At 68.2% G+C, this 2,383-nt stretch carries 3 protein-coding genes; 1 reads left to right on the top strand and 2 read right to left on the bottom strand.

Annotated elements, in window-relative coordinates; translation table 11 throughout:
• The coding region (locus VI056_10355) for an FAD-dependent oxidoreductase (GenBank protein HEY6203432.1) at positions 1-488 on the bottom strand (488 nt) is incomplete at its 3' end.
• A 6-nt stretch (positions 489-494) separates the two neighbouring features.
• Complete coding sequence (locus VI056_10350; protein ID HEY6203431.1) at positions 495-1,547, bottom strand: isocitrate/isopropylmalate family dehydrogenase; 1,053 nt, start codon at positions 1,545-1,547, stop codon at positions 495-497.
• Between the two features lie 231 nt (positions 1,548-1,778).
• Here VI056_10350 and VI056_10345 point away from each other — a divergent pair.
• On the top strand, positions 1,779-2,383 hold a 605-nt coding region (locus VI056_10345), incomplete at its 3' end, for a helix-turn-helix domain-containing protein (protein HEY6203430.1).

Raw genomic sequence — 2,383 nt, 5'->3', positions numbered from 1 at the left:
CGCTCGGCGAGCCGGAGATGCGTTTCGACAGCACGCTCGGGAGCGAGCCAGCCGGCCTGCGCATCGAAGAGGCCGATCCATTCGCGATCGATCTCGAAGAGCGGATACCGTCGCCTGAGCTCCGCGTTGTCGAGCACTTCGTGCGCGAGGTCGTGCAGCCGCGCGCTCGCGAGCGAACCCGACACCAGCTCGCCCTCCGGCGGTCCCATATACAGGCCGCCAATCTGTGTGAGCAGCGTCTCTCCGCTGTCGCGCTCAAGCTCGCGCCAGAGGTCCCACGCGCGTTCGAGGAGCGGGACGTAGCTCGTGTGCTCGTAGTAGGAGAGGCGGATGATGCGCGAGAGGCCGCCGAACGACGCGAGCGTGTGTCCGCGCGCGAAGCGATCGAACCCGAGCACGCTCTGCCCGCGCTTCGCGAGGTGATACGCGGCGGCGCTGCCATGCGCGCCGAGGCCCGCGACGATCGCGTCGTACACGGTCTCGCTCATCGCGCGTTAGCCGGCGACCGCCATGGCGACGATGTTCGCGACCTCATCGGTCTTCTGGCTTCCGGCCTCGACTCCTTTGATCCGGCTGCCTTGCAGTCCGGCGCGCACCGCGTCTTCGATGGCGCGGCTCGCGTCACTCTGCCCGAGGTACTCGAGCATGAGCGCGACGGCACCGATCGCGCCGATGGGGCTCGCGACGCCCTTGCCGGCGTACTTCGGCGCGGATCCATGGATCGGTTCGAACATCGAGACCTTGCCGGGGTTGATGTTCCCCGAGGCCGCGACGCCGAGGCCGCCGCAGATCGCGGCGCCGAGGTCGGTGATGATGTCGCCGAAGAGGTTCGTCGTCACGATCGTGTCGAACTGCTCCGGTCGCAGCACCAGCCACATACAGGCCGCGTCGACGTACATCGCGTCGCGCGTCACTTCGGCGAACTGCTCGCCGATCTCGTCGAAGATCCGGCGCCACAGCTCCTGCACGGGGATCGCGTTCGCCTTGTCGACGAGCGTGAGGTGCCGATCCGGGCGCGTGCGCGCGAGCTCGAACGCGTAACGGACCACGCGCTCGATGCCCGGGCGCGTGAAGCGCATCGGCACCTCGGCGACCTCGTCCTTGCCGCTTCCGGTGATCTTGCCGGTCTGGGTGTAGACGTCCTCGGTGTTCTCGCGCACGACGACGAGGTCGATGTCCTCGGCACGCTTGCCTTTCAGCGGCACGAGCCGGTCGTCGTAGGCGACGATGGGGCGGAGGTTGACGTACAGGTCGAGCTGGCGGCGCATGCCGAGGATGACGTCCCGCTCGACGACGCCGCGCGGGGCGCGCGGATCGCCGATCGCCCCGAACAGGATCGCGTCGAAGGCCCGCAGACCGTCGATGTCCTCGGGCGTGATCTTTCCGGCCGACTCTACGTAACGCGCCGACGACCACCGCAATTCCTCGCGCACCGTGGAAAAGCCGAAACGCCCCTCGGCCGCGTCGAGGACGCGCAGCGCTGCGCGGGTGACCTCGGGGCCGATGCCGTCGCCGCCGATGACGGCGAGTCGGAAAGAGGGGCTCATGGGATGCCGGCAATCCTCGCAGAACCGTTGACGTGGCGCAGGTGTGGCACTAATTTCATCGCAGATGCTTTATCGCTGCTGCGCCATGGCCATGCCCGAAGCCCATTGCACCTGCGTCTGTGCGATGGGCGACCACGGTTTGGGAGGCGGCAGCTAGCTCGCAGACCCGTTCTCAGCGTTCAGCACCGGCCTCCCAAAAGGGAGGCCTTTTGATTTCTAGGGAGGAAAGAGATGAGTGACACGAGATATCTGGCGATCGCATTCTCGAGCCGGATCGCCAATGGGCATCTGCGGACAGCGGTGACCGCGGCCGCCCCGGCCGACGCGAAGGTCGTCCGGACGCGCTCGGACGTGGTTGCGGCGGTCTTCGAAGTGGATGAGGACGTCGACGCGCGCAGCGAAGGGGAGCGGCTGCGCCGTCGCGTCTCGAAGGAGGCGGACGACGACCAGCTCTCGGTCGCCGTGTCGGGTCCGAAGCGCGGGGCGACCGGCGCGCATCTCGCGCTCCTCCAGGCCGAGCAGGCCGTCTCGCTCGCGCGCACGAACGGCGGCAAGGCGAAGACGACGCATTTCGACGACCTCGGTCCGTACCGGTTCGTCCTGGGCCAGCCGGAGAGCGACATCGAGGCGTTCGCCGAGCGCGTGCTCGGACCGCTCGCCGACGACGAGCGGTACGCCGATCTCGTCCGAACGCTCGAGGCGTATCTCAAGCTCCACGGCAGCGTGAATGGGGTAGCGCGCGAGCTGTACCTGCACCGCAACACGGTGCGGCAGCGCCTGCGTCGCATCGGTCAGCTCACGGGCGCGAAGCTCAGCAGCGCCGACGACCGCCTCGC

Source organism: Candidatus Limnocylindria bacterium (genome assembly GCA_036523395.1).
Lineage (GTDB): Bacteria > Chloroflexota > Limnocylindria > P2-11E > P2-11E > CF-39.
The sequence above is the reverse complement of the archived record's forward strand: the minus strand, read 5'-3'. Positions and strand labels throughout refer to the sequence as shown.